A 20,433-nucleotide genomic window follows, 5' to 3' on the forward strand; every position below is an offset into this window, starting at 1 on the left:
CGGTGCGCATCTCCGAACTGGCCCGGTCGGCGGGCGTGGGCATCAGCACGGTGCGGTTCTACGAACGGCGCGGGCTCGTCGTCCCGTCGGGGCGCACCAGCGGCGGGTACCGCGAGTACGAGCCGGAGGCGGTGAAGCGGCTGAAGTTCATCCGCCGCGCGCAGCTGCTCGGGTTCACGCTCACCGAGATCGACCAGATCCTCGCGCTGTCCGCCGGTCCGGTCGACGTGGCCGGGCTGGGCGGGGTGATCGAGGAGAAGGTGGGCGAGATCGAGGAACGGGTGCGCGACCTCGAACGGGTGCGGCTGGCGTTGCTCGACGTGGCCGCGAACGGGCCGCGCGAGACGTGCCCGGTGGTCGCCGCGTTGAGCTGACGGCGTCTTTCTGCCGACAGCAGAACGCACCTTCCGGCCGGTGCGGCTGCTGTCACGATGGCGGCATGGCGGACATCTTCGACTTCAAGGGCAAGCGCGAGCCGCAGCCGCTGTGGCGCGAGGCGCTCGGCCGGAAGCTGCGCGAGATCAGGGAGCTCCAGGGTGCCCGCCTGGTCGACGTGGCCGAACGGGCGGGCATCTCGACGCAGTACCTGTCCGAGATCGAACGCGGGCGCAAGGAGCCGTCGAGCGAGATGATCGCCGCGGTCACCGGTGCGCTGGGCGTGGACCTGGCCGACCTGCTCGTCGGCATCGCGGGCCAGGTCCGGCACTTCCAGACCGCGCGTCCGGTGCACCGCCCCGGCGGCCCGGTGATGACCACGCGGTCCCTCGGCCGTCCCAGCGGACCGGTGCTCATGGCGGCCTAGCGCTGCTCCAGCACCTGGTCGGCCAGTCCGTACGCCACAGCACCCTCCGCGTCGAACACGCGGTCGCGGTCGGTGTCGTGACGCAGCTGGGCGACGTCGCGCCCGGTGTGCCGCGACAGCACGTTCTCCAACTGGGAGCGCACCCGGACGACCTCGTCGGCGGCGAGGATGAGGTCCGGGATCGTGCCCCTGCCCTGTGCCGCCGGCTGGTGCAGCACGACCCTGGCGTGCGGCAGCAGTGACCGGCGGCCCTCCGCGCCCGCGGCCAGCAGGACCGCGCCCGCCGCGACGGCCTGGCCCACGCACGTCGTCGCCACCGGTGCCTTGATGTAGCGCATGGTGTCGTAGAGCGCGAGCATCGCCGACGGGTCGCCGCCCTCGCAGTTGATGTAGAGGTTGATCTCCAGGTCGGGGTTGTCCGACTCCAGGTGCAGCAGCTGCGCGATCAGCGCGTTGGCCACGCCCGAGTCGATCCCGGTGCCCAGGTAGACGATCCGCGACGACAGCAGGTGCGAGTAGACGTCCATGATCCGCTCGCCGCGGGCGTCGCGGGTGATGACGTTGGGGATGGTGTAGGTGCTCATGCGACGGCTCCGGAGTGCAGGCCCAGCTGGTGGGTGCGGACGGGGACGACCTGGCCCAGGTCGCTGACGACGTGGTCGATGAACCCGTACTCGCGGGCCTGGTCGGTGGTGAACCAGCGGTCGTGCAGCGAGTCGGTGAAGATCCGGTCGAACGGCTGGCCGGTGTCCTCGGCGATCAGCCCGAGCACGGTGTCCCTGGTGTGGCGCAGGTCGTCGGCCTGCACCTCGACCTCGACCGCGGAGCCACCGATGCCCGCGGAACCCTGGTGCATCAGGATGCGGGCGTGCGGCAACGCGAACCGCTTGCCCTTGGTGCCGGCGGAGAGCAGGAACTGGCCCGCGCTGCACGCGAGACCCAGCGCGAGGGTCGCCACGTCGCACGGGACCAGCCGCATCACGTCGCGGATCGCCAGCATCGACGGCACCGACCCGCCGGGCGAGTGGATCCACAGCGCGATGTCCTGCCGCGGGTCCTCGCTCGCCAGCGACAGCATCTGGGTCGCGAGCACCGTGCCGTTGTCGTCGTCGAGCGCGCCGTCGAGGATCAGCACCCGCTGCGCGAAGAACCGGTCCCTCAGACCGGGGCTGAACATCTTGTCGTTCGTCATGCACCCGACGATGCCGGTGCCACCGCCGCGGCCGCTTCCGTTGCTGCTGTGGGCAGATCGGCTCACGGCAGGCACGCACCCGGAGCTTCAGTCCTTTGAGGACACCTTCGGGGGCCGCACGGTCACGCCGATTCCACGGTGAGCCGCCACCGCACGATCCCTTCGGCGGGCACGACGGCGACCGGGTTGTCGGGGTCGGTGCGTTCGAAGCTCGCGCCGACCATGGGTTCCACCCCGATGCTGCGGTAGGGCTCCGGTTCCGGCCAGCCCTTGAGGTTCCGCCACAGCGCGATCGACACCGGCTGTCCCGCGCACTCCACCCGCAAGTCGAGCGCGTGCTCGCCGTCGACCACCCGGATGCGGTCGTGGCGCAGCACCGCACCGGTCGCCGTGCCGTCGTCCGGTCCGAGCGTTGCCAGTCCCGCCGGCCACTCGCTCATCACCGGCGCGGGGTCCGCGATCAGCACCGGGACTCCTTCCGGTGCCTCCAGACGGGCTTCCTGGCTGAGCTCCAGCAACGCGTGCGCCGCCCACACGAACCGATAGCCGGGTTCGGCCGTCAGCTCGTAGTCGACGACCACCACGTCGCCTTCACCGCCGAAGCGCCGCCGGAACGAGAACTCCGGTGTCTCCACCGCCCACCAGCCGTCGACCTCGTGCCAGGGCCGGCTCCACACGTCACCGTGGTCGGGCAGCCCGCGCAGCGTCGGAACGCATTCCTCCAGCCCGCCCGCGTCCGCCCAGGGGTCTCCGGGCGACACCGCCGCGCGTGCCGGGTCCTCTCTGGCCCACAGCCACTCGCGTTCCCCGCTGCGCAACGACGTCCACCGTCCGCCGAGCGAGTGGTCCACCTCGACCCGCAACCCCACCACACCACCCCCGCCAGCAAGGTCATCGCGTTCCGACCCTCCCACGCACCAAGGCGCAAAACAACGCCCGGCCGGGGACCTGGGAGCCCAGAAAACACCACGGGCGGGGTATGTCCGCGCGTTCCGCAGACATACCCCGCCCGAAGGTCGTGCCCCCGGCGCACCTCGCACAATGTCTACACGCTCGCACACCCGCCGTGAACTGCAAGTTTCCGCCACCGTGGAGGTTCCACGTGGCCGCCGCCGTCGCGCTGGCGGTGAGGCTTGATGAATCCGAACGAGATCATCTACGGCCTGACTGACCTGCAAGCTGACGGCTTGGCCTATCCGGTTTGCGCAGCAAACTTCATGCAGGTCCATGCTGCCTCGGTGCCTGTTGGTCGCTCTGTGACCGGCTCCCAGGTCCACGCCTGCGTCAACGGGTGCGCTGCTTCAGCTGCGGCAGCCGTCGCGGCTCGGCGTCGAGCCGGCGGTGCACGATGACCGCCGTCGTCCGGCGCGATAGCTCGCTGCGGGTCCAGTGCGCGTGTACGACCCTTGTCGCGCTCGGCGCGGCGTACGCCTCGTACCGACACGGGCGCGAGTTCGCGCTCCGGTTCGGCGCGGACGAAACCACCGCGGCGATCTGGCCACTGATCGTGGACGGCCTGTTGACCACGGCGACGGTCGAGCTGTGGAAGACAGGCCGTGGGAGCGGGCGCTGGAAGGCCTGGCTGGCGTTCGCGTTCGGCATCGTGCTCTCGCTGTGCGCGAACGTGGCCGCGGCCCCGGAGTTGAGCGTGTTCGCCGTGGCGGTCGCGGCATGTCCGCCACTTGCGCTGCTGCTCGCAGTCGAGCTGCTCAATCACGCCCTGAAGCGTCGTCGCGCCGAAACCACGAATCAGACTGGAATCGGGAACGATGAGAACGGCGACGAGACCGCCAGCGTGGTGCGACTCGCTTCAGCCTCGGGCGGTTCTCGTCCGCCAGGAGAGCCGACCGCCGAGCAACGGATGTGGGCCTACTTCCGTGCGCAAGCCGCGCACGGTCGATTGCCGACCGGCGCAGAATTGGACCGTGCTGCAGGAACCAACAACTACGGCCGCAGGGTGCTGCGCATGTGGCACGAGAAGGGCCTTGTAGCCTCCTCGACCACTCTCAACCACTCGCACCGTCGCAAGCCCAGAGCTGCCAACGAGATCGGCCGCCCAGAGGGCGATGCCGCTCACGACCACACCGGCGATCAGAATCAGGTTTGACAAGGCGCCAACCACGCGCTTATTGACCTGGCGAGCGGCGAAGTCCGATGTGTCGGTCCTAAATGCCCGCTGATCTGCGAGCGCTACACCTGGAGACCAAACGCACCCTGCCCACCTAAGAGAAATGCATCCCTACCGTGTCCATAGTGCCATCGCAGCTAAGACCATCACTCTTGAACGGACCTGCGAAAAAAGCTTCACGAAACGTAGCGGCTGCGACGAAACGGACACCATCAAAAGACGCACCGCGATTGAAATAGCAAAGTGTGAAATCAGCGGGGACGGCGAAGGTAGCCCCGTCGAACCGCGGGCTCTCCGAGAAGTAGGTGTGACTAAACTTCGCGAAGCTGCCGATGAAGCGCGCGCCACTGAAGTCCACGTCGTTGATCCATCGCCCCGAAGTATCGAAGTCCGTAAGAGTTACGCCACTAAGGTCAACTGACACATCCGGCCAGTACTGCCCATCTCTGTCATCCCACCCTCCGCGACGTGTGCGAATGTCGTAAAAGACGTCTCGCAGGTCCCTGCGAGGCTGGGACATGTGCTTCAGGATGACGCGTTGCGCAGTTTTCAACACTCCCAGGTCGCCGCCGGAGGGTGCATGATCGCTGGCAGCGCGCAGGCAGCCGCACAGTACGTGCATGACGGCCTGCCGGTAGCCCGGATGCTCCTGACCGAGGTTTTCCAGCAGCCGGATACCAGCGATCCGAGCTAAGGCGTTGCCGCTCGACAACTGTTCGACTGCGGCAGTGAAGACCTCCGCGATCGAGCCATTCTGCCGGTCATGTATATGAACCCCGCCGTATATTGCGCCAGCCTGAAGGCTGACACCAAATACGGAACCGGCGATCTCGTTGTGCGTTCGCCACTCTGCCTCATCCACCATCCGGCGCCCCCCGCCTGAATCTTGTCGACCGAACGAACGCTTTTCAAATTAATCGACCAACTCAACATAACTGATGGCTTCGCGATCACATGAAGGGAACTCGCTCGTAGAGCAGAGGCTCTGCGTCTCGGAGCTCACGTTCTACGGCTTCGGCGAGGTTGCGGTCATCGATGAGCACGCCGAACTCAACGTTGCCGTGTTCCGCGCTCCACGAGTAGTTCGCGCTGGTCACCAGCAAGAACCGGTGGTCGATCGCAAGGAACTTGGCGTGGTTGCGTACGCCGGCACCGTCGAACTGCTTGGTGTGCATGACGATGGCCGGCCGAAGGTGCGTGGCCACCTCCAATGCGGTCGGTGCGCCCTGTCTTGCGGCTGCTGCATCGAGGTAAACCCGCAGCGATAGCCCCGGCCGCGCGGCCGCCCGCCGCAGGGCGGGCCATAGTCCCGAGGAACGCTGGAAATTGAATGTGGAGCACGTGATGGAGTACCGGGCGCCGTCGACCAGATGCGACACGGAAGCCGTAAGCGGCCCACTACGCGCGAGGTGTCCTGGCATCGTCCACAAAGGAATCGCTGAGGTGAGGGTTGACCGTGCGCCTTCGATAGCCCGCAGAACAGCGATGCGGGAGGACTGAGAGCCATCCGCCAGCAATGCCCGAACCGCTGCACGGTCTCCTGCGGCAACGGCCTTCAGCGCGCTGGTGAGGGTATCGCCGTCAGCGAGCCGGTCCGCAACGAGCCCTGCCTCCGTGCCAGTCAGCCGCTGTCCCAGTTCTCGTGCCGCGACGGGGTCAATCGACGCGGCCGAAGAACCCAAGACCACTCCCAGGGAGATCGACAAGAAAACGCCGGTCGAGGAACCGATTGGCCCGCTCACACGAGGTCTCCGACGCCATGACACAACAGTGACAGGCAGCGCCGTGCAGGAAATCCTCCGGGTCCTGCGGGGTCCGCATGGCACAGATCGGGTCTGAGGAACATCGGTTGGCTCGATACAGCGCACCTGACACAACGCGTTCGAGCCGATCGGGTTCGCTCAACTGCACCAATCCGCCCAGCGTGCCATCACTGTCGGAGGCGGTCGTGCAGATGAGAAGCCCAGCCGCCGCTTCGCGTGTGTCGGACGCTGGCCAGGCGTAGAGCCGCTCACTCAGGCTTGCTGCGGAGTAGCCGCACTCCATCGCTAGTTCCCGGATCAGAACGTGCGCAAAGGTGTGGATCAGCCAATAACGCGGCGGCCGAAGCCGCGTGTCTGGGTCAACGATAGTCGCGGTCTCTGAGAAGCGACGATAGAAGTTGCGGCGATGTGCTTCCCGATGGTCCCGCCAGATGCTGGTCGCTTCGACCCTCGACTCCCATGCCGCCACGGCAGCCTCGTCGAGTTGGAGGTAAACGCCCTCGCCACGGTCCTCTGTGGCCACAGTCCACGCCGGCCGTGGCGCTCTGGTCAGCGGGGCCAGACGTTGGGGCAGGTCACCGACCCGATCCATGTCGTCGATGCGGGTAAATCCGACCAACGCGTTGACCTTGCGCAACCGTTCGACCGCCAGCACTCTGGTGATCTCCGGCCGTAGGCCAAGCCCGCGTTCCCTGATGGAGAGGGTCAGTCCGCTCACGGGATCTTCGTCCCGCGGCCCCCGAGGATCCTTCAGAAGGTGTTGCCATTCAGGCACGAGCAGGTCCACCGGGTCCCATTGCTTGGCCCACGCGTCCAGTTCCTCCGCTGACTCGGAAGGAGCCATGGCGGTGGCGACTGCCTGGGTAAGCTTGTCATCCGGCACCTCGGCAACATCTACCTTGCCGTCGAGCACGTCCCGCAGGGTGTCCAGGTCGTCGGCGTACTTGGCCAGCTTCTCGCCGAGCGCCACGCGGATTCGCGCTGCGAGGTCTCCAGTCTCCTCCTGCGGCGACTCGGGCATCACAATGATCGACTGCGTTGCCGGGAACCACAGGTTCGAGGCGCCTACCAAGATGAGTCGCGCCTCGTTGACACAGCCGTTCGGCTCGAAGGCGTCGAGATGAGGATGACGACCCCGGCAGTGCGGAAGCTTGCTCTTGCCTGCGTCGCCCTGAGCCTCGTTCATGGGGCGCCGCGCGCCGCAGGACCCGCACCCGATAATCGCCGATGCGCCTTTGCCTGCCATGCGATCGGCCATCTTCAGTGCAGGGAACTCTGCCTGTGGGCAAGGCTTCCAGTGGTGCACCCACTCGTCGTAGGGGAACTCGTCGAGGTGGCCGTCGACGCAAGCCAGCAGGTACCTGGCAGGGACCGCGGTGCGACGAGTCGGTTTCCGAGTCCGGTTGCCTGTGCGGCCGGTGCACTTCGGGTGTTCGAAGCAGGCCAGGTCGGGGCGGAACGGGTGGGTGTTGGTGTAGGCGAACTGCGAAACCGTCCCTAGCATGTCGCATCCCGTACAGCGGAGCCATTGTGGGAACACCCGTGCGGGCACGCCAAGGTCATTGCCTTCCGTGGACATGCTGATCTTCTTTGGCTGCCACGGATGGAGGCTCAACTGAACGTCGCGGGAGCGCAGAAGCTTAGCAACGACCTCACGCAGCCGGGGCGCACGAACCGGTCGGATGCCGTTGCGGCGGCGCCAGATCCGATCCCAATCATCGAGTCCGGTCGGCATGATTGTGAATTGCGGCAGGTCCATGATCGCGCCGGGACCATACGTGTAGAGCAGTGACGAAGGTCGGCCCGAACCGACCTTCGCGCGGTTGTGCTTGGTCGCCTTCTCAGCCTCGCGGTCCACGTCGCCCAGCGGATCAACGGCGGTCGCGGCGTCGTAGACGAACCGGGTGTCGGCGGTCACGGGTTCTCCTGGGGCGGTTCCCATCGCGGTGCTCCTGGCGGCGCGATGTAGACGAGGTTCTCCTTGATAGGGCTCACGAGCAGGTTGATCTCTGGCTGAACCTCTCGCATCGAGTTGGCGACCACGAACGGCGGGGCGTCCCTGGATCCCGCACGCGACTTGGCGTTCTCGGCGCTCATCATCAGCGCGTCATGCCGCGTTTCGTCAGTGACCTTCTCGTAGACCAGAGACTTCCGATGGTCAGCCAGAAACTTGCGGCGCTTCTCCCAGTGATCAAGCCGATTGACCAGCTGGTCTCGCGCCCGGCGTGCAGCATCCTCGTTCGACGCGCGCAGCACCCGGCTCACCAGGGTGTCGATGAGGTCGACGACGAAGTATCGCTGTCCGTCGATGCCTCCCGCATTGCTCTCTGGGGAAAGTCCTTGCACCTGTGCCGCATGCAGCACACGTGCGGCACTGACCAGCACGCCGTCCAGGCCACGGTCGAGCGATGTTGCGGAGAACGGTGTGACCGACAACGCCTCGACCTGTGCGTAGAAAGTCTCGTGGTAGTGCCGGAACTGCTCAAAATGCGCCAAGTCACGAGGCCGTGCCCAGTTACCCAGCGACACAACCAGGCCAGGGCGCGTGCCGTCGCGGCCTACGCGCGAGGAGGCCTGGATGTACTCCGCAGTGTTCTTCGGCTGGCCGACCACGAGCATCAGTCCAAGCCGGGTGACATCTACTCCTACCTGGAGCATCGACGTGGCCAACACCGCATCAAAAGGATGGATCTCGCGTGAAGGCACCGTTTTCTTGGCTTCACGTAGCGCCCGCAGTTCACGCTTGCCCGCCGTGGAATCGAAGACCGGGTCGAAGCTCACGGCCATCTGGTCCAGCGTCGCAGTGATGTCAGCGCTGGCCACCCGCGAGGTGAGCTCGGCAACGTGAAGGGAGCCGAAATCAGTACCAGTCCTGCTAGGAAGCAGCGACCACGGTCGCCGCTTGGCGAGCGCGGTCTGGATGTCGTCGCCCATGTACCGAGCCATACCTGCCAGCTCACGAGTAGCACTGAAGTACGCCACCAACGACAGGTACGGGTCGGCTGCCTCTCCAGATCGGTCGAGCAGCAGTTGCCCGGCTGCCATCAGCACCTCCGCCACCCGAATCTCGGCGGTGGTCAAGCGGACACCGGTGGTCGACAGGCCGATGTATCGCCGGCCTGGGAACTCCTCAGAGATCGGTTCTTCCTTGGAGAAGAACGTCCGGCCCGCGTCCAGCACCTGCGGTGGAAAGATCGTGACGTCGCGTCCGTACAGCGCTTTGACCTGATCCGCGGCGTTGCGTGCCGTCGCCGTAGACGCGACCAGCAACGGACGAATCGGTCGATCGTCAGACATTCGCCACGTAGTCAGCACGTCGACGGCGACCTCGAACAGTCCGACTGTCGTCCCGAGCGCGCCGGTGATCAGGTGCAGCTCGTCCTGAATGACGAGATCCGGCGGTCGCAGGCGGTTTGCAGGACGCGCCGCGGCGGCAGGTAGTCCATCCTTGGCCGGGTGCTTGTTGCCGTCCTTGATGTCGCAGTGCTTGTAGTCGGGGTGCACGAACCCATGCCGGTCACATCGCCGCGATACGTATCCGAACAGAGATGCCGCCTCGCCCTCGCGCGCGAGCCGAGCGAACTTGTCAACCGTCGCGATGAGAAACGCGGGCGCAAGCCGATAGATCTCCTCGTCCACCGTTAGCACCGGCAAGCCTTCAGCCGACGTTCCACCAGCGGCAAACGGGCACTCCGCCAAGTCATCTCCGCAGTAAACATGCACTCGGCGGTTCTCAGGCCTGGCCTTCACCTCACCAGACCCAATCCGATGCCCGCACCAAGGACAACGTTGGATCTGCAACACTGTCAGCCGATAGCCACCTCCGCTGGCGTTCGCCCGCGTCAACTGCTCTTCGGCCTCGTCGAAGCGCTTCGGACTCACGTCTGTTCCGACCCACAGCCCAATGCGGAACGGCTCGGATCCCCAAGTCGTCTGGTCTTCCAACCGCGCCAGCTCAGCGGCACATACCAATGCGGTCGCGCGCTGGAACTGCTGGGCCGTGAGCAACCGCAACGTGTATCGCATCATCACGGCGATACCGGAACTTCCGTCGAGCGGCCCGTCCGGTGTGGATATGACACCCTGGCGTCGCCGGATGGCGAACGCGTACGCGGCGAGCCCAAGGTACGCCTCGGTCTTGCCACCGCCGGTGGGGAAGAACAGAAGCTGAGCCTTCGGATCCCTACCGGACCGTCGTTCCGTTGCAGGGTTGGTCAGCATCGGGAGTTGCATGAGCACGAAGGCAAGCTGAAACGTGCGCCAAGAGTGCGCCCTCGGTCCCTCTGCGAGAACCGCTGTTCGCGCCTGCTCGATACTCTCGCTTGGGTTCTTGGCCCGGCGCTGTGCCACCTGCGACTGGATGCGCTGGTCAGCCATCACCCGATTCATGAACTGGAAGCACCGCAACGCCTCGTCGTCGGACAGGAGATGTTCGATGCCGTCCGCAAGCTGCTTTTGCACCTTCTGTGCTTCGCGGACGAGTTCGACACCGTCCTCGCGCAGATGCTCAGGCAGAGCTTCAGCCTTGGCGAGTTGGCCATCGAGCCAGGTGCGATACCCAACGACGATTGGCTCCAGTCCGGCCCTCAAGTCATCGCGGCTCGCCTTCTGGAGCACCCGCATGTCGAGCAGAGCCTCGCGAATCTCCTCCGCGGTGGTCTGCGGGGTCTGCACTGTTGGCAGCCAGGTCGTCCACACGGCGCTGGCCCGGCGAGCCTGCTCTGATGCTTTCCAGTCGACCGAACAGGTGCGACCGATCGCGAATTCCAGCCGGTCGCGGTACTGGAGCTTCAACCGTCGCAGCTCGTCGTCCCGCTCCTCGCGGGTGTCGGTTAGTCGATCTGCAACCGGCAGGAAGACCTCTTGACCACCCGCTTGGACAAGCAGCTTGGTTTGGTAAAGCCAGGCTGTAACCGGGATCTTGCGTGGCGCCACGCGGTCGTTGCACAGCGCCACCTCGATCAGCCGCTTCTCGCCTCCGACATCGTCGTAGCGATCGATTCGCAGCACTACGGTGTCCTTGAGGTGGATCATCGTCGTGTGCGCAGGGTCAAGCTTAGCTACAGTGATCGTTTTGGTGATCTCGATGGGAATGCGCTTGTACCGGCGGATCGTGCTCGCACTGTCCTCGCGCTTCTCCTTGACAGGTTCGTACTGTCCCCACGATGCGGCAACGGTGAACTCAGCCAGATCTCCTGGGATTTGGCAGCGCAACCCCATCGACGCCGGGATCATCAGGCCGCGCTTCTGCGGGTCGTCCTCGACGTTGTCCTCGTCAGCGCCCGCGCCGCTTTCATCCACCGCGGTAACCGGCACTCCGCGGCCTTCCTCGGCGTCGAGCGCGTCACCCACGTCCGTCGCTGCGTCGCTTTCATCGGCGTCCGAAGGGTCCTGTCGGCCGGAAGCTAGCCGCACCGGCGCGATCCGCCCAACCAGATATGCCACGTCGGGCACACCGTCGAGGACTTCCTCCGGGCCGTTCGCAGGGCCGAGAAGTTCCCGTTCGAGGATGTCGACCAGGTTCTCCCGCACAGTGAGCGACCGCCCATCGGGCTCGTGCTCAAGGCGGTAGTGCAGGTCCGATGGGGCGTTCACTCGTCATCCTCCTCATCCTCGGCCGGCGGTGGCGCCTCACCCTGAGCAGCGGCCCGGCGGTGGTTCTCCTCCAACAGCCGATCCAGAATCTCCACTCGCGCAGCTGGGCTGACCGTCCACCGAGTCATCTGCCGATAGGTGTGGAAACCGTGGTCTAGTGAAACGTCTCCCCAGTCGTAGGATTCCATGACGGCCTGGTCGAGCTCGACATGAATTTTCCGCATCCGCGCCACGTCCACATCGATGGAGTCAGTAATATTCGAGTCATTTACCAGGCCGTATAGCCTGGTAAGCCCGATCCGCCGCCGCAACATGATCTCTCGACGCACGAAATCCAGCTTCTGGCCCATTTCCTCCAGCAGCTCAGCGGATTTCGGATGAGGAAAAGTCTCAAATACCTTTGAAGGGGTATATGTCGGATCAATCCGCATCGTCGTACCATACTTGATTGCCCACATCTGATGCAGACTGGACGACAACACTGCCTGACAAGCAAATGAGTCAGTGGTGAAGACAACTAGCTTCTCGTGAAAGACTTGACCAGTTGGAACTCGGGCCGGCATCACCGTCCTGCTGACGCGTGCGATGGCAAGGACCTCATCGAGACCAGCCATCGCCTTCCTCATAGCAGGCCTTCCGTTCCAGAACTTCCACCACTCGTTAACCATCCTTGGGTACTTACGAGCATCGTTCTTGGCCCGGATGGACCGGACCTCTCTATCGACATGCACCCAAGGATCTTCGAATAGACGCGCATCTTGCTGTGACCGTTCACCGAAGTCGATCACCCATCGCGAGGGCGAGAGATCCGGACTGGAGTTGAGATCTTCACCATCCAAGTATGGGAGTATCACTTCAGAATTGCGCGGATCGCTTGCGATCCAGGCTGCCGCCTCGCTCGGCGTTAGCACAAAACCCTTGCCGAGCACGATGCATCCCTGGAACGCGATGCCCGAATTCTCAGCTAGTCGGATAGCGGGCCGATCCACGCGTCCAGCAGCCTCCAGAAGGGTGGACACCTTCGCCACAGCAATGTCGTCCACTATGCGCGGCACACGCGGTGAGACCACACGACGACTACCCCATACCGCGGCATACTCCAGATTCGCACTGGCGGCCGGCCATGATTTACTTTGGATTGCTCTCACGATTGTAAATCCGCTCGCGACCATACGATCAAGACTAACTTCCCTAGTCTCTCCCTGCGCCACCGTATTCGTCGCAATTAGACCTAGATTACCACTTGGATTGAGCAACGACATGGCTCGCAGGAAGAAGTATCCAACGAGATCAGCATTGCCCTTCAATCCGCCAGCCAATACATTAACGAGCCACTCGCGCATGTTTGAGCCGATAGCGGGTGAAATTTTCTTTCCCCCCAGAAACGGCGGGTTGCCGATGACAGCGTCGAAGCCTCCACGCTCCATTACGTCTGGCATCATGAGAATCCAGTGCAATGGCTTCCAGCGAGCATAATCGGTTCGTACCGCTGGGACTAGCCCGGCTTCAAGAATTCCGTCGAGCATGACTCGGTCAGCCTGCTCGCGTGCGAGACTAATAGCGTAGCTGAGGTTGGCATACTCAGTGTTGAGTTTCTTGCCTCGCTTACCGCCGTGCCGAAGCCCACCAGCGATAACCGCGTCACCGATTTCGGACAGCCCAGAAACAAGCTCTCGGTACTCACGCCACTGGCGGCGCTTGGTGGTCGCGGAACGCTGCGGGTCGGCGTCATTAACCTCGTTGGCAAGCTGGCGACGCAGTGTCACGGCACGACGAAGGGTGCTGTCCACATCAATTTGAAACAGCCGAGCCTGCGGCACAGAATCGGGATCAATGTGCTGATACTTGAGCTGCCGAATATCGGTGAGCCCGAGCAGAGAGTTACCGTGCAGGATCTTGTCGTCTACAAAAGAGAACGGCAGCTTCTGATCCAGCGATACCAGCCAGAGTGACAGCTTGCACATCTCGACGGCCATCTCATTGATGTCGGCCCCGTACAAGCATGTCGCCACGATCGTACGAATCGCGTGCATCATCTGCTCGTGTGGTGTGCCGATGGCCTCACCTTGGCGCTGCCACGCTTCAACCAGCCGCTCGGCCAGATACCGGGCTGCCGCAACAAGGAATGCACCTGAACCGCAAGCGATGTCCGCGACCTTGAGGTCGAGAATCCGCTCGGAGGAGACAGGCACCCAACCATCAACCTGCTGGTGTGGACCAGGGTCGAAGACGAGTGGCTCTAGTGCATGACGAACAACCTCCTCGGCCAGTGATCGAGGCGTGTAGTGCGCGCCGGCTGTCGCTCGCGACGGTGTCTCGACTACCAGCACACCACCAGGCTCCACGACCAACGGACGGTTGCGGAGGTCACGGCGGATGATCCCGGCGAACGGCCGTAGTCGGTCACGCAGCTCGGCGTTCGAGGTCACGGCGCGAAGTGCACGTTCGGTGTCCTCGACCTTCTCACTGTCCCGGATGGCCTTCGCCAACGCCGTTTTGGATGGCGGGGTAGCAGCGAGCTGGTTCTCCTTGACCCACGCTAGGACCGCGTCAGCAAGCGCGGCGTCGCCTCGCTTGGCCACCGCCAGCGACTCAAGCACCGCGAGAGGAATCTCCGGCTCTTCGCCCTCCTTGCCGATGAGCCCGATCACCACCTCGTCGACCTCGGCGCAGGAGTAGCCGAGAAGGCCCTCGTAGATGTAACCGATCTGCTCGACGTCGATGTCCCGGAACGAGATCCGCCGTGCGGGCTGCCCCTTGAGCTTGGCGAACTGAACCGCGCGCAGCACCTCCAGCATCACCCGGTCAGACACCGTGATTGCCAATGTCCCCGCCTGCCCGCGCGCGGTGAGGAACGGGAATCGACCGGAGTCGAACAGCGAGCCACCGTAGGATGGAAGCCGGATGTCCTCAAAGGACGCTCCGTGGTACAGCGCCTGAGAGGTAGCAAGCAGGCGGTGCCACGTCAGATGGGTGGCGTCGAGCGCTTCGCTACCTTCTTCGCGAGCACGGGCGTCGAGCGCGTCCAACTCCTCGCTGATGCCGTAGCCCAGCGTGAACAGGTTTCCTTGGGGCAGCAGGTTGCGTTCCTCGGCGAAGAGCAGGAATACAACACGCATCATCACCGTCACCGCGGCCTCGTACACCTCTGCCCGCTTGGCGGGCAGAGGGTCGAAGCCGTCTGTACCCAGCGCGGCCTCTGATAGCGCTTGCACGAGCAGTTCGACTGCCCGCCGGACCTGCGTCCCCAACGCCTCAGTGATCTCTTCGGCGGCGGCGACCGACTCGCCGAAGAGCGCGGTTAGCCGGTCATCCAGCTTGCCGCCGATCAAATAGCGTCGCTGGAGCAGTTCGATGAACGCGTCGCGGGTGTGTGGCTCATCGATCCACGTCTGCGCGTCCACGACGCCAGACGCGGCTACGGTTTCCTTGCGAGCGCTGACGATCGCCCACCACCGGCCGTCTGTGACGAGACCGATCGGGACGGTGTTGACGCGGAGCAACTCCTCGATGCGGTCGACCGAGGTGTTCGCCCACCCGTCGTTGAGTGGGTCACGCAGGGAATCGACCGGATCGACCACCAGGACCAGCGCGCCAGTCACATCTCCGTGCACAACCGCACCTGTCGCGCACATGGTGACGGCGTGATCAGGGGATCGCACCTCATCAGCTGAGATGGCGGTGGTGTAAGAATCGCGCCACCCGAGCACGTCCCGTAGAACGACATCGACCCAGATGTCACGTTCCTGACGGTAGAAGCCGAGCGCAGCAGCGTCGTCCCGCCGCTTGTCCCAGTTCTCCCAAGCCTTCTCGAACGCGAGCTTGGCATCTTTCAATGCCGCAACCGCGTCCTTGCCAGGTCGTGGCATGCCTTGTGGCCAGACTCGCTTGAGGGCCGGCACTGCCAGAAACGGCCCGTCGGTGTCGACGAGTTCGAGCCACCGGCGATGGAGGTCGGCTCCGGTGGATGCAGACTTGCGGTTCATGCCCGCACCTTCCCAGTCTCGGCGTCAGACGGAGTCAACGCGAACACGACAGCTGCGGCCGACACATGCGGACGGATGTCGCGGTAACGCTCACCGATCGCCGCAATCTCGCGCTGCTCCTCGTCGTCAACGCTCGCCAGTCGGTCCTCCATCGCCCTAAGGTCCCTGCGGCGCTGCGCCTGCTGGTCGTCGGTGAACAGCTTCTCCTCCTCGGCGCGGATCTCCCGCGACAACCGATCGCGGGAGTCACGCAGGTTGATCCGAAACGCGCCGAAGATCTCGCGCACCCTGGCGATGTCGGAGTCACGCCGCTTCTGGAGCGCTTCGGTGACTTTCTCCTGGCGAGACTCGGCCTTGCGTGCCATAGCAGTCAGCAGACGGGTTCGCAGGCGGGAGCCATCCGCGTTCCATAGATCGGACAGCGCGGCGCGGACGTCATCTCCGGCTAGAGACAGACTCTCTGCATCGAGGGTCTCGTCGAGCACGTCCTCCACTTTCGCCTCGGACATCGTGTTGCCGTGCACCCTGATGCCGGTAAGGAAGACCTCCTCGTGCAGACGTAGGCCACCACGGCCGACCAGGACCAACCGCGACACTGCAGCCACGCATGACTGCGGCAAGCCCTCGGCGACGACGGCGGTTACTCGATTGACCGGCGAATCCACGCCGAACAAGGCGCTGCGCAGTACACGGGTGGCGCGCTGCATGAGCGCGTGCCCGAGGTGAATGTGCACAAGGTCATGCCGCCCCTGCGCGGCCTTATCGTCGAAGGTGATCGGTCGCGGCTTGTCGGGCTCAAGCCGGGTGTCCAAGCCGCGTAGCGTCGGCTGCCACGCCGATCCCAGTCCTGGCACGGTGAACACGGGCACGTCGGTGTCCTGGGCGAAAGAGAAGTCTTCCACCAGCGGAGGCTGGGCGGTCAACCCCAGCGCGGTGTCCACCACTCTGCGAGCGTTGGCTGGCGTCAGGTGCATCTCAACCTTGCGCTCGTCGTACGTGCGAGACAACTCAGTAAGCCTGCGGTTGAGTTCGAGGCCTCCAGCGAGCACGCGAGTGATGACCGCGTTGCCGTCATCCTGCGCAGTGGGTTTCGCTTTGCGGCCACCTGCCGCAGGGTCGAAATGATTGCGCACCTCGAAGTCGACCACCTGGTTGACCGAGCCGAGATCTGCAGCGACCGTTCCGATCTTGTCCGCGATGCGTTCAACCAGGAACCGCAGGTCTCGAGCGTACTGGGAGTCGTCCGACTCGGGCACGAACCGGTAGATCTCCGGCGTGTGTTGCTGGCCGTACCGGTCGATCCGGCCGATCCGCTGTTCCAGTCGGGACGGGTTGAACGGGATGTCGAAATTGACCAAACGGTGGCAGTGGCCCTGCAGATCGATGCCCTCGCCCGCCGAGTCGGTCGCGACCAGCACGCGCACCGGCCGCTTGGCGGGATCCTCGGTGAACTGTGCTCTGATCAGCTCTCGTTCCTCGGTCGGGGTCGAGCCTTGGATCGTGGCCAGCACGTCTCGATACCCGCGCTGCGTCAGCACATCGGTGATCCACTCGAGTGTGGCGGCGTATTCGGTGAACACAACGACCCGCTCGTTGGTCCACGTCTTGCCATCCGGACGGCAGATCGCGTCCAGGAACCTGATCAACGCGTTCAGCCGCGAATCCGGCCGATGCTCGTAACGAGACCCCCACTCGATCAGAGACTCGATCTCACGGCCCGTGGCAGTCACCATTGGATCGGAGCCCTTGCTCTGCCGCAGCGCGGTGAACTCAGGGTGCTCGGCCTCGCCCTCTTCCTCGTCGGACTGGCCGCTGCCCAGCACCTCAGCGTAATACTGTTCCTCGTCATCTAGATCCAGTTGGCGACCAGTGCTCGCGGCGTGCTCGTACAACTCCAACGTGCGGGCGAAGGACCACGGACTGGAAAGAAAACGCTTCTTCAGGAGCATCGCCACCAGGCCGCCGGAACGCCCCTTGCCGTTGGCGCGTGCGCTGTCACTGAGAATTCGATCCAGTAGAGCGAACTGACGCTGTTCGTCCTCGCTGGGAGCGAACAGGATTGGCTTGAGCTCCCGTTTACGGAAGTCCTTCTCTGGCAGATCAGTCTTCAGCCGCCGCACGGCGACTTCCCGCAAAGCCTGTTCGTCAAGGTTTGCGCCACGGCTGAAGCGCCGTCCATCGATCATTTCCAGCAGAGCCGTGAACGACTCCGAGTAACCGTTGTGCGGGGTAGCACTGAGGAACAGCCGGTGCTCGCACTTCTCCGCCAGTGCCTTCGTGGCGGTCGTGCGCTGGCTGTCCACGGCGTAACCACGCCGACCAGGCGCGGCGGTCGGGCTCGCCGGCGCGACGTGGTGAGCCTCGTCGACCACGAGGACGTCAAAGGCAAAGCGTCGAGCCGACGCCGTGTCTGCGACGTCGGCGAATACGTCACGCAGCAACCTTTGGGCGCGCAGTGTCGGCAACCACGACATGCTGACGATCACTCTGGGAAACAGTCGGAACGGGTTCGCAGCTAGCCCGTGGCTACGCCGCACCCTCGCCATCAGCTCGCTGTCGACGATGACGAAGTCCAGGCCGAACTTCTCCCGCATCTCGTCCTGCCACTTCAGCCTCAAGCTCGGCGGGCAGACGATCACCACGGAACGGGCGCGGTGCCGCAGCAGCAGCTCCTGAACCACCAGACCAGCCTCGATGGTCTTGCCTAGACCGACGTCATCAGCCAACAGCAGGTTCGTCCGCGAGGACTGCAGGGCTCGACGAAGCGGCTCAAGCTGGTAGGCCTCCACGTTCGCGCCACTGCGGAAAGGGGCCTGGTACGAGTTCGCGTCGGCCGACGTCACCGCACCCCAGCGCACGGCATCGACGAAAGCCGCCAGCGTGTTGGGGTCGTCGAACGCGTCCGGATCGATCTTCTCGGGGAGGCCCTGGTCGGGGGCGACGGTATGGCCGACTTCCAGCTCCCACACGACCGTGAGCTCCTGGCCCAGCCGGTCCTCCTCGAGCGACTGAAGGCTCACCACGTGCGTGAGGCCGACGGCGCCCTCGTCGGCGGGACTACGAGGCAATCCTTGCTGCCGAACTGCGGCCACTGCCCATGTCGATCCGCGGACGTTGACGACCTGACCAGGTTCTGGGACTGGCGGCATCATCGGCGCTCCAGCGTCATCACGCTGCTCACGCTCGGCTGCCATCGTCACGTGCGTATCCCCTCGTCGCTTGAGACAGCTCATCTAACTCCCGGCTTGCGAAAATCGCAAGCCGGGAGTTAGATGAGCCAAGTGTCCAGTGTTCCCGAGCGCGTACTGCGCCTGATCGAGGCGTCCGGGCTGACTCGCCGCGACTTCGGACAACGAATCGGCCTCGACGAGTCGAAGATGTCCAAGTCGCTGAGCGGCGCCCGCCGGTTCTCCTCTGTCGATCTTGCCCGTGTCGCCGAGCTGTGTCATGTCACGGTCGATTGGCTCATCACCGGCGAGGAGCCACCTCTCACTATCGCCGCCAGGACTACGGGCGGCAAGGCGGGCGCCGCGCTCGACGCGGCTAAGCGATACAGCACGCTGCGCAATGACATCGCGTTCCTCGGCTATCACCAACCGTGGCAGCCGAGCACCTATGATCCCAGCAAAGGTGGATACGCCGAGCAGGGCCGAGGCTTGGCACGGGACGCTTTCGCACGTGTCACCCAGGCGGGTCGATCGATCGAACGCGAGAATCTGATCTCCCTCGTCGAAGACGTCTTCGGCGTCGACGTAGCCGTCGTCAAACTCGGCACCGGATTCGACGGACTGGCGGCCTCCTCTGACGAGGTCAAGCTGGTCGTGCTGGCCGCTTCGCACGTTCCCGCGCGGCAACGATTCACCCTCGCACACGAACTCGGCCACCTTCTGGCTGGCGACGACCAAGACATCCATCTCGACCGGGACGTCTTCGACAAAGCTCAGGCAAAGGACCCCAGCGAGATGCGCGCCAACGCGTTCGCGTCCGCGTTCCTCATGCCCGAGAACCTTCTCCGCGCCGCTGTCTCGTCGAGAGGGCTCACCGACCAGGCGTTTGCGGCACTGACCTGCGACCTGATGGTCACCCCGTCTGCACTGGCCTATCGCTTGCTCCACCTACGACTGATCGATGCAGGAACCTGTGACCGTTACAAGGTGATCACCAGCGCCAAGGCAGCCGCCATGGCGGGCCGTGGCGAGGAGTTCGCGCGACAAGTCACAGAAGCCGGCACGCCACGCCCGCCTGGACTGCTCGTCCGTGACACCTACGCGGCCTACGAGTCCGGTGCGGCGACGCTCCGCCCCTACGCGAACCTGCTCGGCGTCGACGTCGACGAACTCCGGCACGCACTTGAGCCCGAACACGAAACCCCTGATGCCCAATGACCGAGTTCCTGTTCCCGGACAACACGGTCTTGTGCAACTTTGCCGCCGTGGATCGACTCGACCTGCTCAAGTCGGTGCTGGACGGGCGCGGCAGGTGGACCAAGGCCGTGGAGTACGAGGCCACGAAATCCGCCCGCGTCCTCCCCTCGCTCGTCACGCTCACAAACGATGGCTGGCTGGGTGAGCCGATCGAGATCGACAAGGAATCCGAGATTCAACAGATCAACGCCATACGTCGTGCCGTTTTTGGCGGCACCGACGACGAACCGTTGAAACACCTCGGCGAAGCCGAGACCTGCTTCGTGATCCTGAAGCGGCGCGACTTCACTGGTTCGTGGTGGATCTCCGACGACCGGGAGGCTCTGCGTTACGCGCGCCTGCAGGGCATCACCACACGTGAAACGATCGACCTGGTCAACGCTGCGGTGGTCGCTGGCGACCTCAGCGCGCAGGAAGGCTTCCGCCTCATGCAGCAGATGGCCGACGCGGGACGACACCTTCGACTCCCTGGCTCGGCTGCGGAACTCTTGTACTGATCGCCCAGGCAAGTCAGCTGGTTGGCTCAAGTTGCGGCTGGTCGCG

General features: G+C 64.4%; 14 protein-coding genes. 5 read left to right on the plus strand and 9 right to left on the minus strand.

Annotated elements, in window-relative coordinates; translation table 11 throughout:
• Positions 1-2 precede the first annotated feature (2 nt).
• Together ACZ7CH_RS32390 and ACZ7CH_RS32395 are read left to right on the plus strand one after the other, a co-directional pair.
• Positions 3-374 (plus strand): MerR family transcriptional regulator, encoded by a 372-nt coding sequence (locus tag ACZ7CH_RS32390; protein WP_360390158.1) that lies wholly within the window; start codon positions 3-5, stop codon positions 372-374.
• 65 nt (positions 375-439) lie between these two features.
• Positions 440-802 carry a helix-turn-helix domain-containing protein gene (locus tag ACZ7CH_RS32395; RefSeq protein WP_360390161.1) on the plus strand — a complete coding sequence of 121 codons (363 nt, stop codon included), beginning with the start codon at positions 440-442 and terminating at the stop codon, positions 800-802.
• Here ACZ7CH_RS32395 and ACZ7CH_RS32400 read toward each other — a convergent pair.
• From ACZ7CH_RS32400 to ACZ7CH_RS32410, 3 genes are all read right to left on the minus strand, one after another.
• Positions 799-1,386 (minus strand): ClpP family protease, encoded by a 588-nt coding sequence (locus ACZ7CH_RS32400; RefSeq protein ID WP_360390164.1) that lies wholly within the window; start codon positions 1,384-1,386, stop codon positions 799-801. The two genes, ACZ7CH_RS32395 and ACZ7CH_RS32400, sit on opposite strands and share 4 nt — an antisense overlap.
• Positions 1,383-1,994, minus strand: a complete 612-nt coding sequence (locus ACZ7CH_RS32405; RefSeq protein ID WP_360390166.1) for a ClpP family protease — start codon at positions 1,992-1,994, stop codon at positions 1,383-1,385. The genes ACZ7CH_RS32400 and ACZ7CH_RS32405 overlap by 4 nt, the downstream gene beginning before the upstream one ends.
• A gap of 122 nt (positions 1,995-2,116) precedes the next feature.
• Positions 2,117-2,863, minus strand: a complete 747-nt coding sequence (locus tag ACZ7CH_RS32410) for a hypothetical protein (protein WP_470375691.1) — start codon at positions 2,861-2,863, stop codon at positions 2,117-2,119.
• A 479-nt stretch (positions 2,864-3,342) separates the two neighbouring features.
• Here ACZ7CH_RS32410 and ACZ7CH_RS32415 point away from each other — a divergent pair, with 479 nt between their 5' ends.
• A complete protein-coding gene (locus tag ACZ7CH_RS32415; protein ID WP_470375692.1) occupies positions 3,343-4,101 on the plus strand; it encodes a DUF2637 domain-containing protein in 759 nt (252 codons plus the stop codon).
• A 115-nt stretch (positions 4,102-4,216) separates the two neighbouring features.
• On the opposite strand, the gene ACZ7CH_RS32420 is transcribed toward ACZ7CH_RS32415, so the two are convergent.
• From ACZ7CH_RS32420 to drmD, 6 genes are all read right to left on the minus strand, one after another.
• Complete coding sequence (locus ACZ7CH_RS32420; protein ID WP_470375693.1) at positions 4,217-4,987, minus strand: pentapeptide repeat-containing protein; 771 nt, start codon at positions 4,985-4,987, stop codon at positions 4,217-4,219.
• Positions 4,988-5,072: 85 nt separating this feature from the next.
• Positions 5,073-5,810: a DISARM system phospholipase D-like protein DrmC gene (gene drmC / locus ACZ7CH_RS32425; RefSeq protein WP_470375743.1), complete on the minus strand. Its 738-nt coding sequence runs from the start codon at positions 5,808-5,810 to the stop codon at positions 5,073-5,075.
• Positions 5,779-7,803, minus strand: coding sequence for a DrmB family protein (gene drmB / locus ACZ7CH_RS32430; protein ID WP_470375694.1), 2,025 nt, complete (start codon positions 7,801-7,803; stop codon positions 5,779-5,781). Before drmB ends, drmC begins: the two co-directional genes overlap by 32 nt.
• Positions 7,800-11,480: a DISARM system helicase DrmA gene (gene drmA / locus ACZ7CH_RS32435; RefSeq protein ID WP_470375695.1), complete on the minus strand. Its 3,681-nt coding sequence runs from the start codon at positions 11,478-11,480 to the stop codon at positions 7,800-7,802. Before drmA ends, drmB begins: the two co-directional genes overlap by 4 nt.
• Positions 11,477-15,466, minus strand: coding sequence for an Eco57I restriction-modification methylase domain-containing protein (locus ACZ7CH_RS32440; protein ID WP_470375696.1), 3,990 nt, complete (start codon positions 15,464-15,466; stop codon positions 11,477-11,479). The genes drmA and ACZ7CH_RS32440 overlap by 4 nt, the downstream gene beginning before the upstream one ends.
• Positions 15,463-18,660, minus strand: coding sequence for a DISARM system SNF2-like helicase DrmD (gene drmD, locus ACZ7CH_RS32445; RefSeq protein ID WP_470375744.1), 3,198 nt, complete (start codon positions 18,658-18,660; stop codon positions 15,463-15,465). Before drmD ends, ACZ7CH_RS32440 begins: the two co-directional genes overlap by 4 nt.
• 78 nt (positions 18,661-18,738) lie before the next feature.
• Between drmD and ACZ7CH_RS32450 the strand changes: the two genes are divergently transcribed.
• Together ACZ7CH_RS32450 and ACZ7CH_RS32455 are read left to right on the plus strand one after the other, a co-directional pair.
• Entirely contained in the window at positions 18,739-19,851 is a 1,113-nt protein-coding gene (locus ACZ7CH_RS32450) for a helix-turn-helix domain-containing protein (RefSeq protein WP_470375697.1), read from the plus strand.
• The gene (locus ACZ7CH_RS32455; RefSeq protein WP_470375698.1) at positions 19,848-20,387 is read left to right on the plus strand and encodes a PIN domain-containing protein; all 540 of its coding nucleotides are present in this window, start codon (positions 19,848-19,850) and stop codon (positions 20,385-20,387) included. Before ACZ7CH_RS32450 ends, ACZ7CH_RS32455 begins: the two co-directional genes overlap by 4 nt.
• Positions 20,388-20,433 lie beyond the last annotated feature (46 nt).

The organism is Lentzea sp. NPDC037011, from assembly GCF_055607425.1.

Excerpts from the sequence above, each read along its gene's own strand:
- ACZ7CH_RS32440 (WP_470375696.1), bottom strand. The coding sequence starts at position 15,466 with ATGAACCGCAAGTCTGCATCCACCGGAGCCGACCTCCATCGCCGGTGG.
- ACZ7CH_RS32415 (WP_470375692.1), top strand. The coding sequence starts at position 3,343 with ATGACCGCCGTCGTCCGGCGCGATAGCTCGCTGCGGGTCCAGTGCGCG.
- ACZ7CH_RS32450 (WP_470375697.1), top strand. The coding sequence starts at position 18,739 with ATGAGCCAAGTGTCCAGTGTTCCCGAGCGCGTACTGCGCCTGATCGAG.
- ACZ7CH_RS32455 (WP_470375698.1), top strand. The coding sequence starts at position 19,848 with ATGACCGAGTTCCTGTTCCCGGACAACACGGTCTTGTGCAACTTTGCC.
- ACZ7CH_RS32400 (WP_360390164.1), bottom strand. The coding sequence starts at position 1,386 with ATGAGCACCTACACCATCCCCAACGTCATCACCCGCGACGCCCGCGGC.
- ACZ7CH_RS32395 (WP_360390161.1), top strand. The coding sequence starts at position 440 with ATGGCGGACATCTTCGACTTCAAGGGCAAGCGCGAGCCGCAGCCGCTG.
- ACZ7CH_RS32405 (WP_360390166.1), bottom strand. The coding sequence starts at position 1,994 with ATGACGAACGACAAGATGTTCAGCCCCGGTCTGAGGGACCGGTTCTTC.
- drmD (WP_470375744.1), bottom strand. The coding sequence starts at position 18,660 with ATGGCAGCCGAGCGTGAGCAGCGTGATGACGCTGGAGCGCCGATGATG.
- ACZ7CH_RS32420 (WP_470375693.1), bottom strand. The coding sequence starts at position 4,987 with ATGGTGGATGAGGCAGAGTGGCGAACGCACAACGAGATCGCCGGTTCC.